Annotated in this window: 26 protein-coding genes and 1 riboswitch; of the genes, 24 read left to right on the top strand and 2 right to left on the bottom strand. The window is 37.3% G+C overall.

What is annotated here, in order from left to right; all coding sequences use genetic code 11:
* Positions 1-10: 10 nt before the first annotated feature.
* From resB to AC4G3N_RS02780, 5 genes are all read left to right on the top strand, one after another.
* Positions 11-1,669, top strand: a complete 1,659-nt coding sequence (gene resB, locus AC4G3N_RS02800; protein ID WP_491089686.1) for a cytochrome c biogenesis protein ResB — start codon at positions 11-13, stop codon at positions 1,667-1,669.
* A complete protein-coding gene (gene ccsB / locus AC4G3N_RS02795) occupies positions 1,650-2,828 on the top strand; it encodes a c-type cytochrome biogenesis protein CcsB (protein WP_066107571.1) in 1,179 nt (392 codons plus the stop codon). The genes resB and ccsB overlap by 20 nt, the downstream gene beginning before the upstream one ends.
* A gap of 338 nt (positions 2,829-3,166) precedes the next feature.
* Positions 3,167-3,886, top strand: coding sequence for a response regulator transcription factor (locus AC4G3N_RS02790; protein WP_066107568.1), 720 nt, complete (start codon positions 3,167-3,169; stop codon positions 3,884-3,886).
* Positions 3,886-5,658 (top strand): ATP-binding protein, encoded by a 1,773-nt coding sequence (locus AC4G3N_RS02785; RefSeq protein ID WP_066107565.1) that lies wholly within the window; start codon positions 3,886-3,888, stop codon positions 5,656-5,658. Before AC4G3N_RS02790 ends, AC4G3N_RS02785 begins: the two co-directional genes overlap by 1 nt.
* 132 nt (positions 5,659-5,790) lie before the next feature.
* Positions 5,791-6,264 carry a mannitol dehydrogenase family protein gene (locus tag AC4G3N_RS02780; RefSeq protein WP_491089685.1) on the top strand — a complete coding sequence of 158 codons (474 nt, stop codon included), beginning with the start codon at positions 5,791-5,793 and terminating at the stop codon, positions 6,262-6,264.
* An 87-nt stretch (positions 6,265-6,351) separates the two neighbouring features.
* Here the strand turns inward: AC4G3N_RS02780 and serA are convergent, their stop codons facing one another.
* Positions 6,352-7,935, bottom strand: a complete 1,584-nt coding sequence (gene serA, locus AC4G3N_RS02775; protein ID WP_066107558.1) for a phosphoglycerate dehydrogenase — start codon at positions 7,933-7,935, stop codon at positions 6,352-6,354.
* A 383-nt stretch (positions 7,936-8,318) separates the two neighbouring features.
* Positions 8,319-8,449: riboswitch (FMN riboswitch) on the top strand.
* Positions 8,450-8,626: 177 nt separating this feature from the next.
* Here serA and AC4G3N_RS02770 point away from each other — a divergent pair.
* Entirely contained in the window at positions 8,627-9,214 is a 588-nt protein-coding gene (locus tag AC4G3N_RS02770; RefSeq protein ID WP_066107555.1) for an ECF transporter S component, read from the top strand.
* A 54-nt stretch (positions 9,215-9,268) separates the two neighbouring features.
* Here the strand turns inward: AC4G3N_RS02770 and AC4G3N_RS02765 are convergent, their stop codons facing one another.
* Positions 9,269-9,517, bottom strand: coding sequence for a ferredoxin (locus tag AC4G3N_RS02765; protein ID WP_066107552.1), 249 nt, complete (start codon positions 9,515-9,517; stop codon positions 9,269-9,271).
* 219 nt (positions 9,518-9,736) lie between these two features.
* Between AC4G3N_RS02765 and AC4G3N_RS02760 the strand changes: the two genes are divergently transcribed.
* The 18 genes from AC4G3N_RS02760 (at position 9,737) to rpsA (ending at position 26,512) form a co-directional block, all read left to right on the top strand.
* Positions 9,737-10,792 (top strand): YpbB family protein, encoded by a 1,056-nt coding sequence (locus tag AC4G3N_RS02760; RefSeq protein ID WP_066107549.1) that lies wholly within the window; start codon positions 9,737-9,739, stop codon positions 10,790-10,792.
* Between the two features lie 2 nt (positions 10,793-10,794).
* Complete coding sequence (locus tag AC4G3N_RS02755) at positions 10,795-12,270, top strand: RecQ family ATP-dependent DNA helicase (RefSeq protein WP_491089684.1); 1,476 nt, start codon at positions 10,795-10,797, stop codon at positions 12,268-12,270.
* Between the two features lie 4 nt (positions 12,271-12,274).
* A complete protein-coding gene (locus AC4G3N_RS02750) occupies positions 12,275-12,868 on the top strand; it encodes a CPBP family intramembrane glutamic endopeptidase (RefSeq protein ID WP_491089683.1) in 594 nt (197 codons plus the stop codon).
* A 113-nt stretch (positions 12,869-12,981) separates the two neighbouring features.
* A complete protein-coding gene (locus AC4G3N_RS02745) occupies positions 12,982-13,440 on the top strand; it encodes a YpbF family protein (protein WP_491089682.1) in 459 nt (152 codons plus the stop codon).
* Between the two features lie 93 nt (positions 13,441-13,533).
* The gene (locus AC4G3N_RS02740; RefSeq protein WP_066107536.1) at positions 13,534-14,184 is read left to right on the top strand and encodes a CBS domain-containing protein; all 651 of its coding nucleotides are present in this window, start codon (positions 13,534-13,536) and stop codon (positions 14,182-14,184) included.
* A gap of 83 nt (positions 14,185-14,267) precedes the next feature.
* Entirely contained in the window at positions 14,268-15,053 is a 786-nt protein-coding gene (locus AC4G3N_RS02735; RefSeq protein ID WP_066107533.1) for a metallophosphoesterase, read from the top strand.
* Positions 15,054-15,127: 74 nt separating this feature from the next.
* Positions 15,128-15,718: an adaptor protein MecA gene (locus AC4G3N_RS02730; RefSeq protein ID WP_490558129.1), complete on the top strand. Its 591-nt coding sequence runs from the start codon at positions 15,128-15,130 to the stop codon at positions 15,716-15,718.
* 263 nt (positions 15,719-15,981) lie between these two features.
* Positions 15,982-17,247: a Glu/Leu/Phe/Val family dehydrogenase gene (locus AC4G3N_RS02725; protein WP_066107527.1), complete on the top strand. Its 1,266-nt coding sequence runs from the start codon at positions 15,982-15,984 to the stop codon at positions 17,245-17,247.
* Between the two features lie 181 nt (positions 17,248-17,428).
* Positions 17,429-18,403, top strand: coding sequence for a YpdA family putative bacillithiol disulfide reductase (locus AC4G3N_RS02720; RefSeq protein WP_491089681.1), 975 nt, complete (start codon positions 17,429-17,431; stop codon positions 18,401-18,403).
* A 37-nt stretch (positions 18,404-18,440) separates the two neighbouring features.
* Entirely contained in the window at positions 18,441-19,406 is a 966-nt protein-coding gene (locus tag AC4G3N_RS02715) for an asparaginase (protein WP_066107519.1), read from the top strand.
* A gap of 107 nt (positions 19,407-19,513) precedes the next feature.
* The gene (gene prsW, locus AC4G3N_RS02710; RefSeq protein ID WP_066107516.1) at positions 19,514-20,194 is read left to right on the top strand and encodes a glutamic-type intramembrane protease PrsW; all 681 of its coding nucleotides are present in this window, start codon (positions 19,514-19,516) and stop codon (positions 20,192-20,194) included.
* Between the two features lie 419 nt (positions 20,195-20,613).
* Positions 20,614-21,462, top strand: coding sequence for a spore cortex-lytic enzyme (sleB, locus tag AC4G3N_RS02705; protein WP_066107513.1), 849 nt, complete (start codon positions 20,614-20,616; stop codon positions 21,460-21,462).
* A 10-nt stretch (positions 21,463-21,472) separates the two neighbouring features.
* On the top strand, positions 21,473-22,834 hold the full coding sequence (gene ypeB / locus AC4G3N_RS02700; RefSeq protein ID WP_066107512.1) for a germination protein YpeB: 1,362 nt from the start codon (positions 21,473-21,475) through the stop codon (positions 22,832-22,834).
* A gap of 121 nt (positions 22,835-22,955) precedes the next feature.
* Positions 22,956-23,615 carry a flagellar brake protein gene (locus AC4G3N_RS02695; protein WP_066107509.1) on the top strand — a complete coding sequence of 220 codons (660 nt, stop codon included), beginning with the start codon at positions 22,956-22,958 and terminating at the stop codon, positions 23,613-23,615.
* A 49-nt stretch (positions 23,616-23,664) separates the two neighbouring features.
* On the top strand, positions 23,665-23,844 hold the full coding sequence (locus AC4G3N_RS02690; RefSeq protein WP_139891728.1) for a DUF5359 family protein: 180 nt from the start codon (positions 23,665-23,667) through the stop codon (positions 23,842-23,844).
* A gap of 128 nt (positions 23,845-23,972) precedes the next feature.
* Entirely contained in the window at positions 23,973-24,653 is a 681-nt protein-coding gene (gene cmk / locus AC4G3N_RS02685) for a (d)CMP kinase (protein ID WP_066107501.1), read from the top strand.
* Positions 24,650-25,231 (top strand): lysophospholipid acyltransferase family protein, encoded by a 582-nt coding sequence (locus tag AC4G3N_RS02680; protein WP_066107498.1) that lies wholly within the window; start codon positions 24,650-24,652, stop codon positions 25,229-25,231. The genes cmk and AC4G3N_RS02680 overlap by 4 nt, the downstream gene beginning before the upstream one ends.
* A gap of 141 nt (positions 25,232-25,372) precedes the next feature.
* Complete coding sequence (gene rpsA / locus AC4G3N_RS02675) at positions 25,373-26,512, top strand: 30S ribosomal protein S1 (RefSeq protein WP_066107495.1); 1,140 nt, start codon at positions 25,373-25,375, stop codon at positions 26,510-26,512.
* Positions 26,513-26,751 lie beyond the last annotated feature (239 nt).

The raw sequence follows: 26,751 nt of genomic DNA, 5'->3' as shown, positions 1-26,751 counted from the left end.
GGTAATAAGGATGAAGGAAATAACTTGTGAATGTGGTCATGTTAATCCATATGGAACGATATTTTGTGAAGCATGCGGTAAGGTGCTCAATAAGGAAGAAGAAGAAAAAAAATTATTGGATATGAAATATGAAGGCAGTGCCAGAAGATCGCAAACCTACAATAAATCAGTAGTTGATAAGATTTGGAATTTTTTCTCATCCGTAAAGGTTGGCGTAACCTTAATCATTCTTCCATTAATTGCAGCTTCTATCGGTACCATCTTCCCGCAAGAAATGTATATTCCAAATGGAGAACCCGCTGAAACGTTTTATGAAAGTAAGTACGGCTGGTTTGGTGAAGTGTATTATGAGTTAGGATTACATAATTTATATAGTTCATGGTGGTTTTTACTGTTAGTGTCCCTCTTAGGAGTTTCACTTGTTATCGCCAGTCTTGACCGCTTTATTCCGCTATTCAGAGCTTTAAAGAATCAGAGAGTAATCAGGAATGAGGGTTTTTTACGCAGACAGCGGATTTTTGGTGAAGCTGATATAGCAGAGGAAAAAGAAAACTATGAATTAATCAAAACGAGATTAAAAGAAAAGCGTTATAACATAAGAGAAGAGAACGGCAATATTTTAGCAGAGAAGAACCGTTTTTCGAGGTGGGGTCCTTATGTTAATCATATAGGCCTGATCATTTTCTTAATTGGCGGAATGTTGCGTTTTATTCCAGGGATGTATGTGAATGATTACCTCAGAATTCAAGAAGGTGAAAAGAAAGCTGTACCTGGAACGAATGGTGAGTACTTTGTTGAAAACCAAAAATTTACTGTAGAAGTTTATGATAAAGATAAGGAAAAAGAAGAGTTTGAGGCAACGCTTGACCGGGTTGGTACGGTCGTAAAAAATTATCAAACAGATGCCACTCTTTATCAAGCGGTAGGGGATACCTTGCCAGGGGAAGAAGTAAAGCTTGAAAAAGTTAAAGATTATCCGATACGTGTAAATGAACCTTTGAAATTTGATTCCTTTGCTTTATATCAAACATCCTACGAGGAAAACATGACTAAAATGTCATTCACCTTAATTGATAAAGCAACTGAAAAGGAGCATGGCAACTTAACCGTTGATTTGAATAATCCGAAAGATAGCTATGACCTGGGTAATGGGTACTCCGTGCACCTGGAGAGTTATTTTCCTGATTTTGAATTTAATGAGAATGAGCAGCCGACAACAAAGAGTCGATTTCCAAATAACCCTGCGTTTATCTTCAAAATGGTATCACCAGAGCATCCAGAAGGAGAAGTTAGCTTTGTTGCGATTAAACAAACCCTTGAGCCTTTGGGTGAGACCGAATATAAACTTAAATTCAAAAATATAGAGACAGGTTTTGCAACTGTATTAACAGTACGTAAAGACCTAACTTTATGGGTACTTGCGCTCGGAGGGCTTATCTTTATGATTGGCGTTATACAGGGGGCTTATTGGAATCATAGGCGTATTTGGATTCAAAAGAGTGGGGATAAAATATTTGTGGCCGCTCATACGAATAAAAACTGGTTTGGTATCAGGCGGGAGATTAATGAAATATTAGAGGGGACTTCTATTCCATTACCGTATGATCAAGCCGAAGGGGAAGAGATTCAAGAAAGAGGGGGAAAACAGAGTGGCGACTTTAAGCAGTAATTTGCTATATATTGCTTTTGTGCTGTACTTAATAGCAACTTTTGTATTTGCGGGATCCATAAAAGGTAAGAACGATAAGTGGAGTTATGAAAAATGGGCAAAAGCTGGAATTATTATCACTATTATTGGATTTATTGCACAGCTGGGTTATTTTATCACACGTTGGATAGTGTCAGGACATGCTCCTGTCAGTAATCTATTTGAGTTTACAACATTCTTTGGAATGATGTTGGTTGGAGCATTTATAATGATTTATTTCATATATAAAACAGCCATTCTGGGAGTATTCGCGCTTCCGATTGCGCTGTTAGTTATTGCGTATGCCAGCATGTTTCCACGGGATATCTCGCCGCTTATTCCGGCATTAAAAAGTGATTGGCTGTATATACATGTTACTACTGTAGCAGCGGGAGAAGCTATTTTAGCAATAAGTTTTGTGGCCGGATTAATTTATCTGATACGGGCTGTTAAACAAACGAAAGCATCAAAAAGTACGTTTTGGCTGGAAGCCGTTTTATTAGGATTAATTTGTACGATTGGTTTTGTTGTATCTACTACTATGTTTTCTATAGCTGATTATAAAACTGAATATACTTGGGTCAATAAGAGCGGTGCAGAGCAAACAGAGGAATATAATATGCCGGCGTTGTTTGTCCCGAAGGAAGCAAAATTGGTTTCCGGTACAGGGATGGATCCGTTAATTGAATTGCCATTAATAATCAATTCAAAAAAACTGAATACAGTAGTTTGGTCCATCATGATAGGTGTCGTGCTATATGGAGTGCTGCGTTTAATTTTACGTAAGCGTATAGGAGCAGCTATACAGCCGTTGGCAAAATCAGTGAATTTAGATTTACTTGACGAGGTTGGATACAGATCCATTCTAATCGGATTCCCTGTATTTACTTTGGGAGGGTTGATATTTGCCATGATTTGGGCCCAAATAGCCTGGTCAAGATTTTGGGGTTGGGATCCTAAAGAAGTATGGGCTTTAATTACATGGCTATTTTATGCAGCATTTCTGCATCTGCGCATATCGAAGGGGTGGCATGGCGAAAAGTCAGCCTGGCTTGCAGTTATAGGATTTATTATCATTATGTTTAATCTTATCGCGGTGAATTTAATTATCGTTGGATTACACTCATATGCTAGCAATTAAGAAAAAAGAGGACTTCCAAGTATGGAAGCCCTTTGTTCTTAACTCTTCTTTAGAAAATCAGGCTTAAGCTATTAACTGCAATTATATTCCGATTTATGATGCTTTTACTATTTTTAAGTTGGATGACAACTGAATAGGAAGTTAGGCAAAATCTTATATTAAAAAAATCTGGTTGTATGATAGATATTATTTTTCTATAAATTTAACTTTATAGAATCGCTTTATTTATGTAAATATTCACTTTTCTATTCCTAAATATTTAGTATGCATGTATAATAAAACTGATATCGTGGATAAATTTGTATCGTTATTAGTTAATGCTTAAGGAGGTCCGGGTGATGGAAGAGAACAACATACGATTGCTTATAGTAGATGATGAGGACCGTATTAGAAGACTATTGAAAATGTATTTAGAGCGCGAAAAATATACAATTGATGAGGCTGCTAATGGGGAAGATGCTTTAGAACTTGCTTTGGCGAATGATTATGATTTAATCCTTCTGGATTTGATGATGCCTGGCAAGGATGGAATTGAGGTTTGTAAAGAACTGCGTGAAAAAAAGGCAACACCTGTTATTATGTTGACTGCTAAAGGGGAAGAAATAAACCGAGTGCAAGGTTTTGAAGCAGGCACGGATGATTATATCGTAAAGCCTTTTAGTCCAAGGGAAGTAGTCTTACGAGTGAAAGCATTGTTAAGAAGGTCATCGAAAAATTCCTATATTCAATCAGAGACCTCAACTAAAGATGTTGTCGTCTTTAATCATCTAACGATCGATAATGATGCGCATAGAGTATTGGCGGACGGTGTAGAGGTTGCATTAACACCTAAAGAATATGAACTATTATACTTTCTCGCTAAAACCCCGGATAAAGTGTATGATCGGGAACAATTGCTAAAAGAAGTTTGGCACTATGAATTCTTTGGGGATTTACGTACCGTTGATACACATATTAAAAGATTAAGAGAAAAATTAAATAAAGTATCTGAGGATGCAGCTAGAATGATTGTAACCGTTTGGGGTGTTGGTTATAAATTCGAGGTAGTCAACGACTAATGTTTTGGAAAAGTGTAGTCGGGAAACTTTGGATGACCATTATTTTGCTGTTTTCCTTCGTTCTATTCATCTTAACTGTATTACTGCTGGAGTTTTTCCATAATCAAAGTATGGAGGAAGCTAAATCTTCTTTGTTTCGAACAGCCAAACAAGTTGAAATGATTTTAGAGGAACATTCAGATATCGAGCAATCAACACAAATTGTTTGGCAAATCATCGATCCGAATAAGGATATTGTTATTATTTTAGATGATACCAATATATACAGCAGTTTGAATGATTTGAATAAGAAAGAAGTCTATCAACTCTTTTCTCGTGATGAAACCTTAAAAAAGTCATTAGTGAATGATAGACAAGTTTCAGAAACCACTTATCTATCGTCTATTTTGGGCGGGGATAATGTTACTCAGGGTACAATTGTCGGAATTCCAATCACTAATGACGGAATGGATGGCGCCATCTATGCATTTCAGTCTGTAGACTCGAGTGAGAGTACAAACGCACAAACGACAATCTTCATCTTGATAGCTGTCGGGATCGGGATTGTTTTAACGACGATTTTTGCGTTCTTCCTGTTATCAAGAGTGACTGCTCCGCTTAGAAAAATGAGGGAAGCAGCATCTGAATTGGCCAGAGGAAAATTTGACATGAAGGTTCCCATTTTAACAAACGATGAGATTGGCGAATTGGCGATTGCATTCAATCAAATGGCACGGCAGCTGAAGTATAATATGACGGCATTACAGCAGGAGAAAGAGAATTTATCGAATATTTTAATTAATATGGCTGATGGAGTGATCATGTTTAACAGAGACGGTGAAATTCTTGTAACGAATCCTCCAGCAGATGACTTTTTAAGGTATAGTTTTTTGGATGAAACCAATCAAAAAAAACAGTCTGGAAACCAAGTCCCTGATGCATTAAGCGATTTATTCCTCGAGGTTAAGGGAACGGGAAAAGCTAAAATAGCCGAGATTACCACGCAGGGGCACGATTGGGTAATACTTATGAATCCCCTTTACCGTCAAAATGATATCCGTGGAGCTGTAGCTGTATTAAGGGATATGACGGAGGAACGCCGGCTTGATAAGATGAGAAAAGATTTTATTGCCAATGTATCGCATGAGCTTCGTACGCCTATTGCTATGCTTCAAGGATATAGTGAAGCAATTATAGATGATATTGCGGAAACAGCAGATGAGAAAAAAGAAATGGCACAGGTCATATATGATGAATCATTAAGAATGGGACGCTTGGTTAATGAACTCTTAGACTTGGCTCGAATGGAAGCAGGACATCAGACTTTAAATATTGAGGAAGTAGAAGTTGGCAGCTTTCTTGGTAGAATATCGAAAAAGTTCCAGCGGGCAGCTCAGGAAAAAAATGTTGATGTCTATACAACCCTTGACCATCCTGAGGCGCTTGTTGAGCTGGACCCTGACCGCATTGAACAGGTATTCACCAACTTGATTGATAATGCCCTGCGCCATACACCTGGGGGAGGTGAAGTGCAAATTATCCAAAGAACATTGGATAATGGTACTCAATTTGACGTGAAGGATTCTGGTGTAGGTATTTCTGAGGAAGAGCTGCCTTTTGTTTTCGAAAGGTTTTACAAGGTTGATAAAGCAAGAACAAGAGGGAGATCTGGCACAGGCCTTGGCCTTGCAATAGCAAAAAATATTATTCATGGTCATGGCGGTAAAATAGATGTCTACAGCAAGGTTGGACAGGGTACGACATTTACATTTTTCCTGCCAGCGAAAAAGTAGAATTAAGAAGATAATTCTTGTTACACAAGGAACTGTTTGATGAAAGCATATCACTTAGGTGATGTGCTTTTTTGCATTCTGATACTGGACATTTTATAGGAGAGCTATTGAATCCTGATACTGGTATTTAACATGAAAAACTCTACGGAACGGTGTACAAGCACTTTTCCGGATACACCTGGGAGGATCGCTACAGACACTTCGCAGAAATTAGGAATCCGATTTGGGGAGACTATCAAATTATATGCCGAAAGAAATGACCTTCAAATAACTGATTTAACATTTATTCCTTTAACGATTGCGGCTTGGTGCCGGTATCTACTTGGTGTGAATGATGCTGGTAAAAAAATGAACATCAGTCCTGATCCTATTTTAGAAGATTTGCAGCAGTATCTTCATGGAATCGAGTTCGGCCAACCTGAATCAGTCAGTAACCACTTACAGCCTATTCTTTCAAACGAAAGAATTTTTGGGGTGGACTTGTACGAAGTTGGCTTAGGAAATACAATCGAAGAATTTTTTAAGCAACTGATTGGGGGACTCGGAGCTGTAAGAGAGACATTGCATGAGCAAATCCAAAAACATGAGAATAAAGTGGCTTATTGAACTGAGACTAAGTAATTTTAATAGAATATAAGAGGAAAGGGCATCGATAAGCTAAGCCAGCTTATGAGATGCCCTATTCTTATTATTCTATGCCTCACTCAAATTAATTGCTTTGGCGACGGATATTTCATCATTGCCGGCAAGTTCATTTATGACGGAATGAGGAATTTTTTCATCAAACGTAAGGATCATAATGGCTTCACCGCCGGCTTCTTTCCGTCCTACCTGCATGGTGGCAATATTGAGATTAAGATCGCCGAGTTTTTTACCGACAATGCCAATCACACCTGGTCTGTCGTGGTGCTGGATATATAGGATATGGCCATCAGGGTAAAAGTCGATTTTGAAGTCATCGATGGCAATGATACGCGGCCCATATTCTTTTATATAGGTTGCTTTCATTTCAATTTGTCTGGTATCGCCTTTAATTCTTACCGTTATACTATTTGAATAACCATATGTTTCGTTTGAGATTTTTTCACCTATAGTGATGGAACGTTCCTTAGCGTATAACAGGGCATTTACTTCGTTGATGGTGACATCAGCCCGTTCTTTAAAAAATCCAGAAACAAGTGATTTTGTTAAAATTGATGAATCAAAATCAAAAGCATCACCGCCATATGTAATGGAAATTTCTTTTATGCCTTCGTTTATATATTGTGATAGGAAAGAGCCAAGTTTTTTCACTAATTGATAATATGGCTGTATTCTATTAAATAATTCAGCAGGTATAGCTGGTAAATTGATGGAGTTTGACACTGGTATTCCATCCACAAATGAGACTACTTCTTTTGCCACCTGCTTAGCCACATTTAATTGCGCTTCAGCAGTGGACGCTCCAAGGTGAGGTGTGACAATGATTTGATCCAAGGACAATAATTTATTATTCACCGGAGGTTCTTCTACAAATACATCCAGTGCAGCTCCGGCTACTTTTCCCTCAAGAACCGCATCATATAAAGCGTCCTCGTCAATTATGCCTCCTCTGGCACAGTTGATCAGATAGACACCGTCTTTGCATTTATGTATTGTATTTTTGTTTAATAAGCCTCTTGTATCCTTATTTAATGGGGTGTGGACGGTGATGAAATCAGATACTTGAAGCAGGTTATCGAGTGAACCGACCGTTATGCCTAATTCTTTTGCCCGATCTGACGTAATGAAAGGATCAAAGGCAAAAATATTCATCTGAAAAGCTCTCGCCCGCTTGGATAATTCAGTACCAATTCTCCCCATACCAACGATTCCTAACGTCTTACCTTTTAATTCAGCTCCGGCAAAGCGATTTCGCTCCCAAGCACCATTTTTTAAAGATTGGTGAGCCTGAGGAATGTTTCGGGCCAGGGATGCCATCATGGCAAAAGTGTGTTCAGCGGTAGAAATTGTATTGCCATCCGGTGCATTGACCACAATGATTCCACGACTTGTACAGGAAGGAACATCTATATTGTCGATCCCTACGCCAGCCCGGGCTACAATTTTTAGGTTTGTCATTTTTTGAAGTAAATCATTTGTTACTTTTGTAGCACTTCTAACTAAAAGTGCATCAAACAGATGCAATTCACTGCTTACTTCATCTATCTTTTTTTGGACAACCTCGATGTCATTCCTGCCAATGAATGGTGTTAAACCATCAGGCTTTATTGAATCAGCTATGAGCACTTTAAACAATCTTGTCACCATCCTGTAGAAGTATTTAATCTTGTTTCCACTCTACAAGACTTATAATCTGTGTGTCAATCAAGATTCAACATTGCAAGCGCTTACTATTTTAAAATTTTGGAAAAGTCTAATTTTTGTTGCCGGCAGATACTAAAAAGACTTCATTTTCTATAATTTAGACGGCTTAGTTGGTTCGAGGAAAATAGAGGTGAGGCCATTAATTTATGAATTTTTTACAAATATATATTTTTTGATCTATTTATATAGTGATTCTAATCTCTTGTATTATTTAGTTTAGTGGGATAAAATCAATATAGAAATGGTCTAGTTAAATATACAGGTGGAATGTCTAGCCTGATTATTTTTCTAAAGCATTTTACTAATTAAATACGGTCTATCTTCGGGGCAGGGTGAAATTCCCTACCGGCGGTGATGATTTATAATCTAAGCCCGCGAGCCTGTAAAGGCAGGATTTGGTGAGATTCCAAAGCCGACAGTATAGTCTGGATGGGAGAAGATGGAGGTCTCTGTTAACGTTCAAAAAACGATCTTTCGTGAACGTTTTGTTTCACATTGCCTTTTTCTCCCTTTATCTAATTAAGATAAAGGGATTTTTTATGGCATGGCTTCATGATTGACGTTTTAGGCAGAGCCTTTCTTCTGGAAGAGGTAGTACCAAACCTAAAGGAGAGAGGAAATAATGAAAAGCAGTGGTGTAAGTAAGATTCAAAAAATGGTTACGATTGGGATGTTGGGTGCGATTGGATATGTTCTGATGATTATTAATTTTCCATTCCCTGGTTTTCCAACATTTCTACAAATTGATTTTAGTGATATTCCAGCTTTAATTGCGGCCATCATTTTTGGGCCGGTTGCGGGTATCCTGGTAGAATTATTAAAAAATATTCTGGATTACATGATGACAGGAAGCGACACAGGAATTCCGATTGGGCATTTTGCTAACTTTATCGGAGGCGTCGCGTTTATCCTTCCAGCCTACTATTTTTATAAAAAAATCGGCACCAAAAGAGGCATGGTGTACGGACTTGTAGGAGGCACAATCGTATTAGCTTTATTTATGAGTCTTGTCAATTACTTCATTTTGCTGCCAAGCTACAGTGTGTTAATGAATTGGAACATGTCTGGTACAGAGATTCGAGCAATGATCACCACGGCGATCATTCCTTTCAATTTAATAAAAGGAACCTTAATTGCCATTGTATTTATGCTGTTATTCACTAAAATGCAGGGCTGGTTTTCGAAGCAATCTGTATTGCGAAATGTATAAAATAGATTAAATAAAAGCCTCTGCGAAACCGCAGAGGCTTTTATTAATGGGAGACTATTCGAATTTTAATGCGTCTCCGTCAAAGGATTCGTCAGCAACTTTAATAGAATCTGTTGGGCAACCTTCGAAAGCATCCATCATGTCATCAAGCAGAACATCTGGAATTTCGACAATACCTTGGTTATCATCTAAAGTAACAAATGCAATACCTTCATCATCATAATCGTAAATATCTGGAGCTGCTGCTCCGCAAGCACCACAAGCAATGCAAGTTTCTTTGTCAACAATAGTAAATTTAGCCATGCTAAATACCTCCCAGGTAAAAAAATATATATTTTGATACCGAACTGGATATCAAACCCCTCACCTTATTGTAAAACTCATGGTATAACTTTTCAATAGCCAATATTTCGCGTGTTTTTAGCGAATAAAGGAAAAATAGGCTATTGAATTTTAAGCATGAGGGTACAACTATTTGGTAAGATAAAAAGTGTCAGACATGTAGGATAAAGGGGTTAAAACATGATTATACCATATTTTGACGGATTAATACTGTATTTAATAAATGCATTAAAGGGGCAAAGAACAGTATATTCCCCTTTACATATACTTAATGGGAAAAAATCCTCTCAGCCCATTCAAGATGCTCGTTTGTTTAATATATCTCGGTTTTTTGGCGTACTTCCAAAGTTAAAAAGAGAGACTTGGGATCAAAAGATTATTGAATTAACCAAAAAAGGATATATAAAAGAAACAGGTATTAATACCTATGTCTGTACGCAGCATGGTAAACAAGCACTTTCCTTTTGGGAAAAGGATTATCCTCAGTTAACTAACCTGGATGGTCGTACCTTTCAAGATGCAGCTCATGGATTTTGGATGAGGCTGCAATTATTGGTACAAACGTCGTCCTGTTTGCTAAATGGCAATCATTCTTTCATTGCGGTTTCCCGTAATCAAGAGGAACAACTGTTAGTGAAAAAATTATTTAAAAAGATTCCTCTCTCTTCAATGGAATTGGCCCAGCTTCTATATCAGGAGCTTGATGATTTATTAAGTAATGTAAATGAAGCCGGAGCAGAATTAATTGTTTCAGCCTTCTCAGGTCACCAGCATGCGGGTTTGACAATCGAACAGGCTGCACGAAAGCTTAATATAGATGTATTTTATGCGAGACTTCTCTTTTGGGATACTATTCATTATATGCTTAAAGCCAGTGTTCAGTCTCCTTATATACTATTGAAAGAACTTGTGCTTATAGGTAAACCTGTTCAATCTCTTTTAACTGCTTCTACGCAAAGAACATTAAAAATGCTGCAAGCCGGGATGTCCAAAGAAGAAGTAGCAGCCGTACGGAATTTAAAAACGAATACGATTGAAGATCATCTTGTTGAAATCGTTTCAAACGTACCTGATTTTCCGATAGATGATTTTGTAAGTGCAACAGAGAAAGAACAAATCAAACAGGCCATTGCTACTAATGAAACAAAACAGTTAAGATCTTTAAAAATGGTCCTTCCATCTGAGATAACTTATTTTAAAATCAGGCTCGTTATGGCAACTATAAAGGAAGTGTAAGTATGCAGCCGCTAGAAGCTCAATTAGAAAAAATGTTCGGATTCCAAACGTTTCGAACTGGACAGAAGGAAGTGATAGAATCCATTATCACCGGCAAAGATACACTTGCTATGCTGCCAACTGGGACCGGTAAAACCTTGTGTTTTCAGATGCCCGGATACTTGATGGATGGATTGGTTATTATCATTTCACCATTGTTGGCTCTTATGCAAGATCAGGTAGAACAAATGAAGGCGAAAGGCGAAAAAAAGGTTGCCTCCTTAAATTCATTTTTAACCCTGCAGGAACGGGATATGGTGCTGAGGTCATTATCATTATTAAAATTTTTATATATCTCGCCAGAAATGCTGCAATCCAGATTTATTTTAGATAAATTAAAAAAGCTCAACATTGCATTGTTTGTTGTAGATGAAGCGCACTGTATATCACAATGGGGTTATGATTTTAGACCGAGTTATTTGCAGCTCGGCCGTATTAGAGAAGAACTGAATAACCCATTGACCTTAGCTTTAACAGCTACTGCTACTCCTGAGGTTCAAGAGGATATTTTAAAAAATTTATGTATGGAGGATGCGGCGAGAGTAATCCATAGTGTGAACAGGGAGAATATCAGTATCCTGGTAGAAGAAGCCGCTGATTATCAGCATAAGCTTCAAATTTTAATTGATGCACTGAATAAAGTGCCAGGTGCAGGGGTTATATATGTATCCAGCCGAAAACTTGCTGAACAATTAAGTGGATTTCTACTAGAAAAGGGCTTTGATGGTGTTGCTTATTATCATGGCGGTATGGAAACTAGTGACCGAATCCTGATTCAGCAGCAATTTTTATCTGGGCAGTTAAGAATCATAGTGGCCACCAATGCATTTGGTATGGGAATTAATAAAAATGATATACGATTTATTTTACATGTAAACATGCCGTTGAGTGTGGAGGCATATGTACAGGAAATAGGCAGGGCTGGGAGAGATGGATTGCCGGCAGTGGCCATATTGTTATATTCAGAAGGAGATGAATGGCAAGCTTCCCATCTGATTGAAAGAGATTTTCCAATTCGTTCAGAAATTGAATGGGTTATTCATCATGAGGCCTCCAATCTTACAGCAGAGGAGTTTATTGGTGATGACAAAATAGAACGGATAAAAGAATTAAATAAGGCTTTATTAAAGGGGAATATTCTTGATCCCTATGAACGAATTGAGCGAATAGATGCAGAACTGGAAAATCGTAAAAAAGAAAAAATCATGAAATTATATCTATTGAAAAAATGGATTCTTTCCACTGAGTGCAGAAAGAGCAGCATCGCTTCCTATTTTAGTCAGGAGATACAGAATAAAACAAAGACTTGCTGTGACCGGTGTGGAGCAACACTGGATGAACTTATCGCTATCCTTCCAAAACAACTGCAAGACATTCCTCGGGAAGATCAAAATTGGCGTATGCAATTGAAGCAATTATTTACTGGAAGGGCAGAGTAAACAAATGGAAAATAAACAGGCAGAGCTCGTGAGTCAATTAGAGGATGAGGACCTATACAAGGCATTGATTCAAACTCAATTGCTTTTGCTTATAATCTCCTCTTTTTTGGGTATATGGGTCTTCGATGATATACAGAAGTTTTTATTGTTATTTGATTTTCAAGATTGGTCTATTCTTCTTATAGGAATCCCAGCCGGATTGCTGGTAGTTCTCTACGACTTACTTTCGATGAGGTATCTTCCCGAGAGATACTTTAATGATGGCGGAATCAATCAACGTATTTTTAGTTCTCTAAATGGACGGCAACTAGTCTTTATTGTCCTTTTAGTCTCTATCAGTGAGGAATTATTATTTAGGGGAATCATTCAAACATATGTTGGTTTATGGATGGCCAGCTTCATATTTGCACTAATCCATATAAGGTATTTATATAATGTGTACTTGTTTGTGAATATTTTGCTGTTAAGTTTCTTTATTGGGTTTATCTATGAGTGGACAGGCAATTTATTGGTTACAATCGCGATGCATTTCACCATTGATTTAATCCTTGGATTTGTCATAAATAAGCAAGCAGGCAAGGTAAAAACAATCTTATAATAGATTTAGTAAAAGTAAGCATGTAAAGGTAACGGCTAAATAAATAATGGACAAGAGTTACATAATTGACCGCTTCTTTTCATAAACATGATTATGAAAAGGAGAGGTGGTTTATGGAAGCGTATATCAATGATTTGGACGAACATACCGATGAGGCTACAAAAATAATGCTCAACAATGTGGTGAAAAGGAAACGCAAGTTCGATCATTATAAGTCCCGTCATTTTTTATTTATTTACATTACATTAGGTTTAACAGCGATTCTAGTTGTTTATGTATATAAGAACATTATTCCTCTCTATTCTTATTCTTTTATGTCCATGTATAACTATTTTTTTGACAATGAGTTTATCATTCTCTGTATGCTATTGCTTGCCTTTATGTATGGAGGGATGCTTTATTACAAAAAAAAGATGGACAAGGCAGAAAAGGAATTTCACGCACTGCGATGTGAGATTATAGATAGGAGTAAGGATCTATGGAAAAATGATGTAGCTTGGAAAAATAGACATATCCTCTTTAATAAATTTAAGGATTTATATGATATTAATCTTTTTCACGAAAATAAATAATTTTTCACAAATTAGGCAGGTAAAGTCTGAGATTTGTCGAATAAGTATCAAATATAGGGAATGTTTATACTAGATTGCGGTGGGGGTGCTTTGATGTTTGTAAAGAATATCATGATTTCAAAATATCATTGTCATACGGTTTCTTACAATGATACTCTTCAAGAGGTTTTCTCGGTGCTGGATGAACATCAAATTGAGGGAGTGCCAGTTCTTAAAGGAAATAAGTATATAGGTACGATCACAAGGTATCGAGTATACAAAGCAGCCTTCTTATCAGAGCTGCCGAGAGATATTTTTTTAAAGGAAACAAAAGCAGAATCGATCGCTGAGGTAAACAAAACATTAAAAGAAGACGAAATATACGAAAATATATTTTTGGACTTAAAAGAGACACCTTTATTAGCCGTAGTGGATGATTACGAGTATTTCCATGGCATTGTTACGCGCTATGATATAATTGAACAATTCCAGAGTACCTTTGGCGTTCATGTACCTGGTGTGAGGATAGCATTAACTACAGTCGAAACCAAGGGGCGTATTGCCAGGTTAACTGAGATTGCAAGGCAATATCAGCAACAAATAATTTCATTAGTTACCTTTGATGAAACCGATAAACTTTTAAGGCGCATTGTCATTAAAGTAGTGAAAGCGCCGAATGTAGATAAATTTATCCGTAAATTAGAGGAATCAGGCTTTAGAGTCTTGCATATTGATGAAAAAGTTTTGCATATTGATCAAAAATAAAGATATAAATAAATGTAGAGCTAGTCATTTATTAGGCTGGCTTCTTTTAGTTATAAGATATAAAGGATTGAAAGGGAGATACTATGGCAGTGCTGTTCTTTTTTGGTTTATTAATTGCTTTATGTGTGTGCTTACTCATATATATGTACAGGCTTGCGCATCAGGACCGAGTGATTGATCATACGTTTGAATTCAGTACATTTCCAAGTGATGAGACCATCACAATCTTTTTTATTTCAGATATACATAGGCGGGTCATCAGTAATGAAATTATTGGGCAGGTAAAAGGGAAGGCTGATTTTGTTTTAATTGGCGGTGACCTAGCTGAAAAAGGGGTACCGCTAGATAGAATAAAAGAAAATTTAACTAAATTAAAAAGTGTAGGTCCTGTTTATTTCATATGGGGTAATAATGATTATGAAATAGATAGACATGAACTGGATGCACTTTTTGTAGAGTTGGATATCCATGAATTACTAGATACAAGCGTACTGTTTGAAACAAAGGATGGCGGTAAAATACGCCTGCTTGGAATTGACTTTTATGATGAAGAGGAACAAACGGGGCGGCTTGATTTGGCAATGGAAGAAGTGGAATCTGACAGTTTTAGAATTCTAGCCAGTCATACTCCGAAAATTGAAAAGGAAATTGAGAAATCATATGGAATTGATTTAGTATTGAGCGGCCATACACATGGGGGACAAATTAGGATTTTTGGAATGGGCAGATATAAATTGGGCGGCGTCAGCGAGAGGAATGATACGACCATCCTAACAAGTAATGGATATGGAACAAGCTTACTTCCGCTGCGATTAATGGCAAAACCTGAGACTCATTTAATCCATTTAAAGAAGTTAACTCCTTCATGATTTTAAAACAAGGTACCGACTGTGACTCCCTTCATACAATGGAATGGAGAGAGTAGCTACAGGAGGATTTTTTCATGAAGCTTAAACAAATCAATCCGACATTGTTCAAACTATTTATTCCCTACGATGAATTGGAAGACAGAGGTGTTACCTGTCAGGTGCTAACCAGTCATTCGGTGGAAACCCATAGCTTTTTTTATCATATTATTCAAGAAGTGCTTGAAGAATGTGGGAATTTGGTTGCTGGATTTTTTCAGATGGATGTATACTCTTATCCATGCTACGGAATCTATATAATTTTAAAAAGGGATGCGTACAATTTAAACGAAGATCTCGAAGAAGAAGAAGAAATAGAAGGGTACCTATCTGTTAATATAATGAAGCGAGATCAAGTCATATATGAATTTGCGGAGTTTGATGATGTGGTACAAGCTTGCAGAATTATAAAGACTAGCTGGAATGTGAAAGGAATCCTTTATTTTTGGAAGTCCAAATACTATTTAGAGATAAAAGAAGATACTCTTATAAACCAAGCAACTCTTATGTCTATTCTTTTGGAGTTTGGAGAATTCTCGACCTTGAGTAAAGAATACCTGTCGGATTACGGACACAGGATAAGTAAAGAGAATATAATTACTATTATAAAAAAATATTTCCTATCATAATCGCATCTAAAAGATGTGGTTATTTTTATTTAATCTAAGCGTGTTTATAAAGGCCAAAACAGTACTCTTGCACTTTCCAGGCTTTATTAAGTATACTGAATTTATAAAAGCGAATAATAAATCTGAATATTTTTTCAAAAATTTTTGTTTTGTAATTTTTAACCCTATTATTCTATTATTTCACTTTCCAGACAATTGCCAAAGTTGTATACTTATGCTGGTAGGAAAATATTACTTATTATACATCTGTAGGAGGTACTATAATGACAGCCGACCATCATTCCACTGAGGACAAACTAGATGTTTTAAAATCGACTCAGACTGTCATCCATAAGGCTTTAGATAAGCTTGGATATCCAGAAGAGGTATTTGAATTATTGAAGGAACCGCTTCGTATGCTAACTGTGAAAATCCCTGTTAAAATGGACGATGGTTCTGTAACGGTTTTCACTGGTTATCGTGCTCAACATAATGACGCTATAGGTCCGACAAAAGGTGGAATTCGTTTTCATCCTAATGTTACAGAGAATGAGATTAAAGCTTTATCCATATGGATGAGTTTGAAATGTGGCATTGTAGACTTACCGTATGGAGGGGCAAAAGGCGGTATCATATGTGATCCGCGCAATATGTCTTTTCGGGAATTGGAAAGGCTTAGCCGTGGATATGTCAGGGCGATAAGCCAATTGGTCGGTCCTACAAAAGATATCCCGGCACCGGATGTTTTCACCAATTCACAGATTATGGCCTGGATGATGGATGAATACAGTCGTATAGATGAATTTAACTCTCCGGGATTTATTACCGGTAAACCGCTTGTTCTTGGCGGTTCACATGGCAGGGAATCAGCCACTGCCAAAGGGGTAACTATTTGTATCCATGAAGCGATTAAAAAACGTGGAATGGATTTAGTAGGAGCGAAAGTTGTTGTCCAAGGCTTTGGAAATGCAGGAAGCTTTTTGGCAAAATTCATGCATGATGCCGGTGCCAAGGTAATCGGTATTTCAGATGCAAATGGGGCTTTACATGATCCCGATGGCCTTGATATTGATTACTTGCTGGATCGTCGAGACAGCTTTGGTACAGTAACCAACCTATTCACGAATACGATAACCAACCAAGAATTACTTGAACTGGAATGTGATGTTTTGGTACCTGCCGCAATTGAAAATCAAATTACAGACGAAAACGCTCACAATATACGAGCGAAGATTGTCGTTGAAGCTGCTAATGGTCCAACCACTTTGGAAGGAACGCGTATTCTAACAGATCGCGGTATACTGTTAGTACCGGACGTTTTAGCTTCTGCCGGTGGTGTTACAGTATCTTATTTTGAATGGGTACAGAATAATCAAGGATACTATTGGACTGAAGAAGAAGTTGAGGAAAAATTACAAAAAGTAATGGTTAAATCATTTAATACCATCTACGATACAGCTCAATCCCGCCGTGTAGACATGCGCCTCGCTGCCTATATGGTTGGGGTACGGAAAATGGCCGAAGCATCGCGTTTCAGAGGCTGGATTTAATACTGCAAACAATAAGAAAGTTTTCTGTCCCTCGTGAGATAGAAAACTTTTTTGCATGTGGTGGATGAGTTTAGGTTCTAAAAATGTTATTCTAAAAGGGTTATTTAAATATTCATTGAGAAGTACTAGATACTACATACAAATTGAAATTCCAGTTTACGGTTATTTGGAGGAAAGAAGTATGCACTATGAAGAAGCAATTGTGATTGGCGGCGGACCATGTGGTATGTCAGCTTCCATTAGTTTAAAGGAAATTGGTAAAAATCCATTGATTATTGAAAAGGGGAATATTGTTAATTCGATTTATCATTACCCAACACATCAAACCTTTTTCTCAACCAGTGAGAAATTAGAAATTGGGGATGTCGCTTTCATTACTGAAAATCGGAAACCTATCCGACTCCAGGCATTAACATACTATAGAGAAGTAGCGAAGAGGAAGAATCTCAGAATAAATACATATGAATGTGTGGAAGTAATAGAAAAGCAGAAGAATGGATTATTTAGAATAAAAACAACCAAAAATGAATATGAAACACCATACTGTATCATTGCAACGGGCTATTATGATCAACCAAATATGATGAATATACCAGGTGAAAATTTGGATAAGGTATACCATTATTTCAAAGAAGGACATCCTTTCTACGATATGGATGTGGTTGTGATCGGTGGCAAAAATTCAAGCGTAGATGCTGCGCTAGAGCTTGTAAAAGCGGGAGCAAGAGTAACAGTCATATATCGGGGAAATGATTATTCAAAAAGCATTAAACCTTGGATTTTGCCCGAGTTTGAATCATATGTCCGCAACGGAATTATCAAAATGGAATTTAATTCAGTCGTAAAAGAGATTAAAGAGCAAACTGTCATTTATGAAAAAGAGGGGCAAATAATCGAAATACAAAATGATTTTGTTTTTGCTATGACAGGGTACCATCCGGATTACAGCCTTCTAACCAATGTAGGTGTTGAAATACAAAGTGATACAGGGAAACCAATGATTGATGAGCAAACAATGGAAACAAACATAGAGAACCTATTTGTGGCTGGTGTGATCGTGGCCGGAAATAATGCTAATGAAATTTTTATTGAGAATGGAAGATTTCATGGTGGACAAATAGCAAATGCGGTAAAAGATAAGGAAGGGTTGGAGTAGCATTAAGAATGCTTGATTACTTGTTAAGAGGTGTAAAATGAAGAAAATTTCACTAATTACGACTGGTGGAACGATTGCCAGTAAAGAAATCTCTAAAGGACTTCTGAATTCGGGTGCTATGAGTGGTGAGGAATTAGCAGCACTCTGTCAGTTGCCGGAGGGTTTCGATATAAAAATTATAGATTTAATGCAAAAGCCTTCCATGCATATTGGTTTCGAAGATATGGTTTTAATAAAAGAAGCCATTGAAAAGGAATTGGAGGATGAAGGAGTTTGTGGAGTGGTAGTCACTCATGGAACGGATTCGTTAGAGGAAACGGCTTATTTTCTTGATCTAACAACTAAAGATCCAAGACCAATAGTGGTAACAGGCTCACAGCGCTCCCCTCAGGATGTCGGAACCGATGTATATTCCAATTTACGGAATTCAATCTATGTAGCCGCAAATCAACACTTAAAGCATAGCGGAGTTTTGGTTGTCTTTAATGAGCGGATATATTCTGCAAGATACGTGAAAAAAGTCCATGCTTCGAATCTCCAGGGCTTTGAATCATTTGGTTATGGATATCTTGGAATCATCGATAATGATGTAGTCAGCGTCTATCAAAAGCCGATCTATAATGAATCTTACAAAATCGGTCCGGAAATACCGCGCGTTGATATCGTAAAATGCTATACAGGTGCAGATGGGATTATGATTGATGCCGCTGTAAATGCCGGCGCACGTGGAATTGTGCTAGAAGGAGTCGGCCGTGGGCAAGTAACACCTTTAATGGTCAACTCAATCCAATCTGCTTTGGATAACGGGATAACAATTGTTATCAGTACAAGTGCGGAAGAAGGAAAAGTGTATCCTGCCTATGGATACCACGGCAGTGCGCATGACCTGCAAAATAGGGGTGTGATTCTAGGTGAGGATTATGACAGCAAGAAGGCAAGATTGAAATTGGCCATATTATTATCCAATGGTAATGTCGATATCAAGGCTGCGTTTAAGTTGTAGGGTTCGAATTACACTAATCACATGAAAGCTGTGAGAATTCTTGATTTTCTTTTTTTTTCGTCCGTGTTACGATTAAAGGACGAAAGAGTAAAAAGAGAGGGTAATCCATGTTAAATATATTAACAGCGGGCGTTGCACCTGGTATAGCCTTGCTAATTTATTTTTACCTGAAAGATCAATATAACACTGAGCCTGTATCAGTTGTATTTAAAGTATTTATCTATGGTGCGTTATTTGTCATACCTGTTATGTTTATTCAATATGTCATCCAGGCAGAAGGGCTTTTTCTTTCTGTTTGGGCTGATGCCTTCTTTGAAAAGGGAATGGTAGAAGAGCTGATTAAGTGGGCTTTATTCCTTTGGTTGATCTATGGCCATGTTGATTTTGATGAACCCTATGATGGAATTGTTTATGGAGTTTCTATTTCTTTGGGGTTTGCAACATTGGAAAATATCCTCTATTTATTTTCGAATGGGCTTGAATATGCATGGGGAAGAGCGATGTTCCCTGTTTCAAGTCATGGACTGTTTGGGGTCATCATGGGCTTTTATTTTGGGAAAGCCAAATTCCAAACCCAGCCCAGGTTAAAGCTGACTTATATGCTGACAGCCTTGTTCATTCCGATTGCCTTGCATGGTTCCTTTAACTATATATTGATGGAGCAGGAAAAATGGTATGTATATTTAATTCCATTTATGTTCTGTCTATGGGGTCTCGGACTTTGGAAAGTAAAAAAGGCAAGAATTTTAACAGAAAAGGCTTTTAAACAGTCATTTGAATCAGTTTAATAAACTATAAACGGCAGTAAAATAGAAACAAACACTAAATCTAAATCTGCTTCTTTTTAGGAGTAGATTTGATTAGGGTTTGTTTTTTTTATTTTAAAGGATGTTTTATCTATTTATGTTGTCTGCGGCTTTAATCCTCCAGGGTAAATAAAGGTCATGAATTCATCCTGAAATTGTTGCTTATTATGTTACAAAGAATATGCTTCATACCCCACTGCTTCTACAATCCTAAATGATTTTTCCCTACCTCCATTCAACTTTGCTTTTCTCTGCTATCAGCTCAAAAAGCTTTTGTATGCAACTTATTTTTATAATCATCAATCCTCTAGTTTGAAAATGATTTTCATGTTGGACTGAATATTTTATATGTGTTTGCAAAAACTACCCTTACTGTCATTAATTCTACAGGAGGGCATGAAATGAAGGGTTTAGTAAGGAAGTTAGTATCCTTTTCAATAATTGGTTGTTTTTTATTCCTCTCACCCATTTTTGATATCCAGACTGAAGCATTTACCAATCAAGTGATTCAAAGGGGAGCTGTCGGAGATGATGTCATCGAATTACAGGCGCGTCTTCAAAATATAGGCTTTTATCATGGAAAAATCGATGGGGTCTTTGGATGGGGAACATACTGGGCATTGCGTAATTTTCAGGAACAATTCGGCTTACCTATTGATGGGTTAGGTGGAGCAAAGACTAAAAGTAAACTGGTTAGCGCCTCTAATTACAATGCTTCCTGGGTGAAAAAACAAATCAATTCAGGAAATGAGTTTACTTATTATCAGGGAACTCCAATTGAGCATCAAGTTAAGCCAAAATCATCATCGAATAAAACGACAAAATCAACAAATACGGCGAAAAAGAACACATCCACAAAGACGACCGGTACAGCTGCAAATATACCAGCTGGATTTTCGGAAAGTGATATAAAGTTAATGGCGAACGCAGTTCATGGTGAAGCGAGAGGTGAACCATACGAGGGTCAGGTAGCAGTTGCTGCGGTTATTTTGAATAGGGTCCAAAGTTCATCGTTTCCAAATACAGTTTCAGGGGTTATATTTCAGTCGGGAGCATTTACTGCGGTAGCTGACGGACAAATCTGGCTTGAACCTAATGAGAGTTCAAGAAACGCAGTTATAGATGCTATCAATGGTTGGGATCCGACCGGTGAAGCTGAATATTATTTTAACCCGGAAACAGCGACAAGTTCATGGATATGGAGTCGTCCGCAAATAAAAAAAATCGGCAAGCATATATTCTGCAACTGAGGTGAATGTAATGATAAGAAATATCGTGATTGCTGTATTGCTAATCGGTTTAGTTGGAACAGCGTACTGGGCATATCAGGATCATCAAGAAAAAATAGCTATCATGAATCAAACCGAGAATAATTATCAGCGTGCCTTTAATGATCTGAACTATCAAATTGATGTGTTAAATGATAAAATCGGGACGACATTGGCTATGAATACAAAGGATTCTCTATCTCCGGCATTGGCTGAGGTTTGGAGATTAACAAGTGAAGCACATAATAATGTTGGTCATTTGCCCCTAACATTAATGCCATTTCATGAAACGGAGAAATTTTTAACAAATATCGGTGATTTCGCCTATAAGACATCTGTGCGAGATTTAGATAAAAGTCCGCTATCTGATGAAGAATATAATACATTAAAAGCTCTGTATAGTGACGCAACGGAAATAAGAGATGAGCTAAGGAGTGTTCAAAGGAAAATCAGCGACAATGATTTACGTTGGATGGATGTGGAAACAGCCTTGGCGGATACGAAGGGGGACAGCCAACGGGACAACCAAGTTATTGATGGACTTAAAACGATAGATAAAAATGTAAAGTCAATTGGACAAAAAAGTGAATATGGACCTACATTTACATCTGTGGAGGAAAAAAACATAGATTATAAAAATTTGTCCGGAAAAGAAATAACCCGTAAGGAAGCAATTGAACTGGCAAAAAAATATACAGGTGTCTCTAATGCTAAGACTGTCAGCGTAACTGCAAATAAGGATGGTTCAAAATACGAGTTCTATCATGTGAATTTGAAGAGTGCTTCTACAGGTAATATGATTGGAATCGATTTGACTAAAAAAGGTGGACATCCAATTTATATTATTAATGATCGTCAAGTATCCGATGCTAAGATCGGGTTAAACGATGGATATAAGAAAGCTCGGCAATATCTGAATAACATGGGCTATCAGAATATGGAGTTATTTGAAAGTACTCAATATAATAATGTTGGTGTTTATACGTTTGTAACGGTTAAAGATCAAGTGAGGATCTATCCTGAAGCAATCCGTATCAAAGTAGCACTAGATAATGGAGATATCATCGGATTGGGAGCAGACGATTATCTTCAAAATCATGATAAGGAAAGAAAAATTAATAAACCGGCTATCACTGAAAAAGAAGCTGAAAAGCAAATCAGTGGAAAAGTAATGATTATGGAAAAAAGATTAGCCGTTATCACAAATAATTTATATGAAGATGTACTCTGTTATGAATTTATGGGAACAGTAGGCGATGATACCTACCGAATTTTTATTAATGCTGAAAACGGGCATGAAGAAAAAGTAGAAATCATGCATGAAGCAAGAAAAGTGTATGATGATGTCTCATAAAAAATAATCTAAGGAAAAGGCTGGAAACGGTCTTTTCCTTTTTTGTATCCTCTGTCATAATAGTACATAAGTCCTTGTTTTGGAATATTCTTACACATGTCAGAGGGGAAATGGTTTAACTATGTTAACAATCGGAATGACCATCATACTTGAGAAGAGCCAATTAGATCAGCCTGAAACATATAGATGCAAGTTAATGGATGTTAGAGATGGGATTCTTTATATTGATTATCCAGTTAATATATATACGAACAGAATAGATTACTTAATAAATGGAACGAATTTCAGGGGAACATTTGTTGGAAAGGATCAAAATACCTATCTGTTTAATACGGAAATCCAGGGAAGAGTAAGGGAAAATATACCTTTGCTGCTTTTAGATTATCCTGGTGATGAATATCTGGAAAAAATTCAGCGAAGAGAATATGTGCGTGTAAGCTTGTCCACAAAAGTAAATGTACAGCCCATTAATAATGAATTCCCCCCCTTTACGGCATTAACAACGGATATTAGCGCAGGAGGAGCAGCAATCATTGTTCCTCAAAATTTAAAGATTGATACTCATACTAATCTAATACTGCAGTTTACATTTGAGATGAGAAATAGGGAAGTGTGTGAACTACCCATTCAGGTACAAGTGAAAAGAATTGTCGAAGTTTTGAATAATAGAAAAAAAGTATCTGTCGAATTTACCGAAATCACTGAAGCAGAACGGCAAATTTTGCTGCGTTATTGTTTTGAAAGGCAATTGGAGGAAAGAAACAGAGGTTTTGGGGATTAAATACATATCTGTATGGACAAACTCATAAGTAAGAGGAGGATTGTTCCATATGAATGCGGTAGAGCGATTTATCAAGAAAATGGCTATCATTCAACTTTTATTTTTATTATTTTTTCAGCTTGTTTTTCATCGTGAACATACCTTTACTAAATGGAAAACACTCGCAAGATATGAAGGCGTCATCGAAAATAATTATACAGCGATTATGGATGCAATTTCCAATAAATGAATATTTAGGTTTTCTAAAGACAAAGTAAAGTACTTTGTCTCATTTTTTTACATTCATATTGATTTATATCCTGTAAAGCTGTGTTAAAATAGTCATGATTAATTTTTGTGTACAACAAGGAGGAACAAATGAAAAAGAAATTATCGATTGCTATTGATGGTCCTGCTGCTGCAGGTAAAAGCACAGTAGCGAAAATTATTGCTAGAAGGCTAACATACATATATATTGATACAGGTGCAATGTACAGGGCTTTAACTTATAAGGCATTAAATAATGGAATAGATCCGAATAACGAAGCAGCTCTTTATGATCTATTAATGTCTACGGATATAAAATTGCAGAATAGTGAACAAGGACAAGATGTACTGGTTGATGGAGTTATTGTATCTGAAGAGATAAGAACGCCGAATGTAACTAAAAATGTTTCCGCTGTCTCTCAGCATAAACTGGTCCGTGAAGAAATGGTTCGACGACAACAGCTCCTGTCTGAACAAGGCGGCGTTGTAATGGATGGCAGAGATATAGGTACTCAAGTTATGCCAAATGCTGAAGTCAAAATCTTTATGCTTGCAAGTGTAGATGAGCGTGCCAAAAGAAGACATGAAGAAAATATCTTAAAAGGGTTTGACTCGGATATTGAACAATTAAAACAAGATATTGCGGCCCGTGATAAATTTGATTCAGAAAGAGAAGTATCTCCTTTGAAAAAAGCAGCAGATGCAATTGAACTTGATACAACAAGTCTTTCAATTGATGAAGTGGTGGATGCTATTATGAAGATAGCGAATGAGAAAGGAGTATATGGATGAGCTTTTATAGATTTGCCAGGGGCGTAGTAAAGATAGCTCTAACTCCCTTATACCGTGTCTCAGTTTCAGGAAGAGAACATTTTCCTGAGACAGGCGGTGTTTTATTATGCTCCAATCATATCAGTGAATTAGACCCGCCAGTTGTAGGGATGACGTGCCCGCGGGATGTTCATTTTATCGCTAAAGAAGAACTGTTTAATGTACCTGTTCTTAAAACTATTTTACCGCGTGTTCATGCCATTCCTATTAAAAGAGGTATGAGTGACCGGAATGCCTTGCGAAAGGGATTGGGTGCTTTAAAAGATGGACATGTCTTAGGTCTGTTTCCTGAAGGAACTCGCAGTAAGACAGGCGAATTGGGAGAGGGTCTTGCGGGTGCAGGCTTCTTTGCGTTGAGAACGGACGCTAAAGTTATTCCCTGTGCCGTGATTGGTTCCTATAAACCATTTTCTAAAACAAAAGTTATATACGGTCCTCCAATTGACATGGAAGAATACCGTAGTCAAAAAGCCTCCCCTGAGGAAGTGACGAAAGTCATAATGGCTCATATAAAGCAATTGATTGATCAAAACCGCTAAACATCCTGCTTGACAAATAGTACAAATTATAAGAAGTTAGAAAAAAGAGATTATTTAGAATATAGTTTAATACTGGCGGATTAGTGGTATTAAATATAAATTGAAAGGTAATTGAACCCGTGATCGTTAGGAGGAGTACATATGACAGAGGATATGAACAATATTAATGTAACCGAGTTTAATGTAGGCCAAAGAGTGCGTGGGACTGTAACTAAAGTTGAAGAAAAACAAGTCGTAATTGAAGTTGAAAATAGTAAGCATGATGGCATTGTCCCTATCAGTGAGCTCTCCAGTCTGCACGTTGAAAAAGCTTCAGATGTGGTGAAGGAAGGGGACGAGCTTGAGTTTGAGATTATCAAAGTCGAAGATGAAGCTCTGATTCTATCGAAAAGAAAAGTAGATGCAGAAAAAGCGTGGGGAGACCTGGTTGTTTCATTTGAAAATGGTGAAATAATTGAAACTGAGGTTAAAGACGTTGTAAAAGGCGGTCTAGTTGTTGACTTGGGAGTACGTGGATTTGTACCTGCCTCGCTTGTCGAAGATTATTTCGTTGAAGATTTCTCTGACTACAAAGGGAAAGAGCTAGCGTTTAAGATTGTAGAGCTGGACCAAGAAAAAAACCGCTTAATCCTTTCACACAGAGATGTTGTGCGTGAAGAGAAAGAAAAGAAAAAAATTGGCGTTCTGGAATCTTTACAGGCTGGCCAAGTCCTTGAAGGAACGGTTCAGCGAATAACTGATTTCGGCGCATTTGTTGATATTGGAGGTATTGATGGTTTAGTTCATGTATCTCAGCTTTCTCATGAACATGTGGACAGACCTTCAGATGTTGTCTCAGAGGGAGACAACGTCCGAGTCAAGATTTTATCTATTGACCGTGATACTGAAAGAGTTTCATTATCCATAAAAGAGACCCTGCCTGGACCTTGGTCAGATATTACTGATAAAGCAAAAAAAGGCAGTGTTTTGGAAGGGACGGTTAAACGTCTTGTATCCTATGGTGCTTTTGTGGAAGTATTCCCTGGTGTAGAAGGTTTGGTGCATATTTCTCAAATTTCACATAAACATATCGGCACTCCTCATGAGGTTATGTCTGAGGGAGATGTTATTAAAGTTAAAGTGCTTGACGTGAATGAGGATGAGCACAGATTATCTCTAAGTATTAAAGAATTGCAAGAAAATCCAGCTGCTGAAATGGATAACTATGAACTCCCTGAAGAAACAAGAGGCTTCCAATTAGGTGAAATGATTGGAGAGCAGTTAAAGAATTTAAAAAAATAAAGTAATGTGTTAGATGCCCTTACAGGCTTGCATGCTTTAGGTTTAATATTAAGTAAAAATCAGCCCTTCTCAGGTATAGAGAAGGGCTGTTTCTATGTATAAACAAAAAATCGAATAAAGTTACCAATCAGCGTTATGCTTCACTCTGTATTATTTAGTTTTGTGAAATGACCCGAGGATTAGAGTGTAACTTGGTCGTGATTGCGATTAAAGGGCCAGAATTAGCGTGGCTGAAAAAA

This window comes from Bacillus sp. z50, assembly GCF_058313585.1.
The sequence above is the reverse complement of the archived record's forward strand: the minus strand, read 5'-3'. Positions and strand labels throughout refer to the sequence as shown.